Below are 2496 nucleotides of genomic sequence, written 5' to 3' on the forward strand. Positions count from 1 at the left end.
CATGGAAATGTATTGCACAATGGATGGCAAGGAAATGAAAACCATGGAAATTAAGTATGCCAGGCAACAATAAATAAACATTATACCTCAGCAGAGACTGTATCATTTTCAGATATGGATATGCCCCAAAAAAGCAACTCATTTTTGGGGCATTTTTTATGGAATTAACTCCCGAAATAGCTGTAAAAATAGTTAAGTTTTAATGATGTATATGTAACTTATAATTAATATACACCTTATAGTTTCCATATCGTTCAGAGGGCGTTGGTAGGGCCTTCGTAGGGCCTTTCTATATCGATCGATAACTGAAGGCCCTGTTAATGCCCTTTCAATACTTACTAACCGATTAGGTAAATATTGCTTGTCGTTAAGGTACCTTAAACAAAAAGATCCCGTACCATTCATCATGATAAAGGATCAATTCTTTTAACAAGGACTTTACTTCGCTTTACTTGCGCTATAATTGATGTAACTATAAGCGAGTATTTGGAGGAGTGTATTGATAAAGTGGGTTAATTTATCGATGATATTTTTTGTTGAGCTTCTTGAAAATCTCTGTCATTGTTTCTTTATCAAGGCTGTTCATCTCTACTATTTTTAAAGATTTCACCATTTTAAGGGTATTGGTTTTGTAATACTGAAAATGAGGCGTTTGCAGGTGTGCTTGATAAGCGGCTTTATTGGCATATATTTCTACAATCCTTATTTGTGTTGGGTTTTCTTGTTGGTTCATCGGGAAAATGGCAATTACACCCGGTTCAATTTTTACAGAGTTGGCAGCTTCTTTTTTGAGGATGCTGAGGTAGTCTGCTAAATATTGAGGTACAATTTCTATTTCTGCAATGCGTACCATCATCTCTTGTTCCGCAAGAGGTGCCACGGGCTTTGATAACAGCTTTCTTAAGGAATTTGCTTGTGTGCTGTTGATTAGGTTCTCTATAATGTCTGCTAATTGCAGCAACTGGCTTTCGGTAATCCCCGTATTCATCGCTAGTTTTATATGAGATTGTAATTGTGCTTCTACGCCCGGCATAGCTGCTAATGCCGAAACGGTTACCAATTCCCTTTGTTGGTAGGTCAATACATTGCTGCTAAAAATGTCTGCAAATAAATGTTCTTTTAAAAAAGCATCTATCCTTGGAACAAATTCTCCATAACCAGGTGCAGGTTTGGCTTGTGGTGTTTTAGTTAACACTTCCAAAACTTTTCTGCCCTGTTCGTATTTGTCGCTTGTTTGGTTGCTTAAAAGAATTTCCTTTCCCTGCTTGTCATCGATACCGTTTGATTTTCTTTCTTCCAAAACGTCTTTAAAAGTGTTGATCGCGTTCAGGCTTCTTGGAAAACCACAATAAGCATACAGCTGTGTCAAAATTTCTTTAATTTCATTAATGGTGAGGCCTGCATCGAGTGCCGTGTTAAGCTGAGTTTTTAGTGTCACCAAATCGCCCGTTGCCGTGAGTGCAGAAATATTTACAATGCCCTGCTGCGTGGCGCTTAGGGTAGGGCTTTTTTCAGATGGTGTTTGTGCATCCATTGTTTTTACACTGATAAATAAAACAAAAATAAATATCCAATTTAAATATTTGCTATTACCCATATTGTTGGTGATTTTGCTGTTCTTATTTAACACTATTATACGCTTCGTTGGTTACCCTATGTAACCATATTGTTTTCCCCTTTTGCGCAGGTGAGGTAGCAATATAGGTAACACCACGATCAGGGGTGGCACCATGCCAATGCTCGACACCCGGAAGGCATTTTACAACTTCCCCGCGACGTACAATTTGCTTGGGCTTGCCTTTTTCCTGGTAATAACCAACACCTTCAGTGATAATTAAAATCTGTCCACCCGGGTGACTATGCCAATCTAACCTTGCTCCGGGATCAAATATGGCTACTGATGTGCCATAAGTGAATATACTATCGGCCGCATTCAACTCATGGAGCCATACATTTCCTACATGATGAACGTTAGGAGATTTTTCGCCTTTCGGAAAAATTGGCGTTTCCTGGGCTGCTGCAGGTAGAGACAGCGTAGCAACTAATAAAATTGCAACGTAAAGTGCTTGTTTCATAGCTTTCGTTTTTAGGGGTTTAATTGGTGCTTCATTTTCGCGCTTTGGCAATTATCATGTTTACAAATTTAGTGCTTAAAAAGAGCTTTGTGGTATACAAATTATCGCTAACGCTACCAATATCACTGATTGCCTCATCATGCAGAACAATATTATCATTATATCGAGAAAAAAAGCCCCTCTTAGCAATATGATTAGTTTACTATTTATTAGCTAATAATGTTAGTAAATTATTTGAAACAACTAATAATTTTAGCCTAACTTTGTCTTATTCTAAATTCATTAGTCATGTCAACAGAAAAGCAAATCATTCACATGGACCAGGATGCCTTTTTTGTTTCCGTCGAAGTAAAAAAAGACTCCTCACTTGTCGGTAAGCCTGTCATCATTGGCGGCACTTCTGATCGTGGGGTAGTGGCTT

Annotated in this window: 2 protein-coding genes and 1 pseudogene; 1 reads left to right on the forward strand and 2 read right to left on the reverse strand. The window is 38.1% G+C overall.

Annotated features, from left to right (window positions below; genetic code table 11):
* Positions 1-517: 517 nt before the first annotated feature.
* Together ACR2F7_RS01450 and ACR2F7_RS01455 are read right to left on the reverse strand one after the other, a co-directional pair.
* The gene (locus ACR2F7_RS01450) at positions 518-1534 is read right to left on the reverse strand and encodes a carboxymuconolactone decarboxylase family protein (protein WP_432711832.1); all 1017 of its coding nucleotides are present in this window, start codon (positions 1532-1534) and stop codon (positions 518-520) included.
* Positions 1535-1619: 85 nt separating this feature from the next.
* Complete coding sequence (locus tag ACR2F7_RS01455) at positions 1620-2075, reverse strand: cupin domain-containing protein (protein ID WP_432711833.1); 456 nt, start codon at positions 2073-2075, stop codon at positions 1620-1622.
* 315 nt (positions 2076-2390) lie between these two features.
* Between ACR2F7_RS01455 and ACR2F7_RS01460 the strand changes: the two are divergent.
* A pseudogene (locus tag ACR2F7_RS01460) lies at positions 2391-2496 on the forward strand (DNA polymerase IV); the annotation flags it as partial.

This window comes from Pedobacter sp. (genome assembly GCF_045628745.1).
Classification (GTDB): Bacteria; Bacteroidota; Bacteroidia; order Sphingobacteriales; family Sphingobacteriaceae; genus Pedobacter.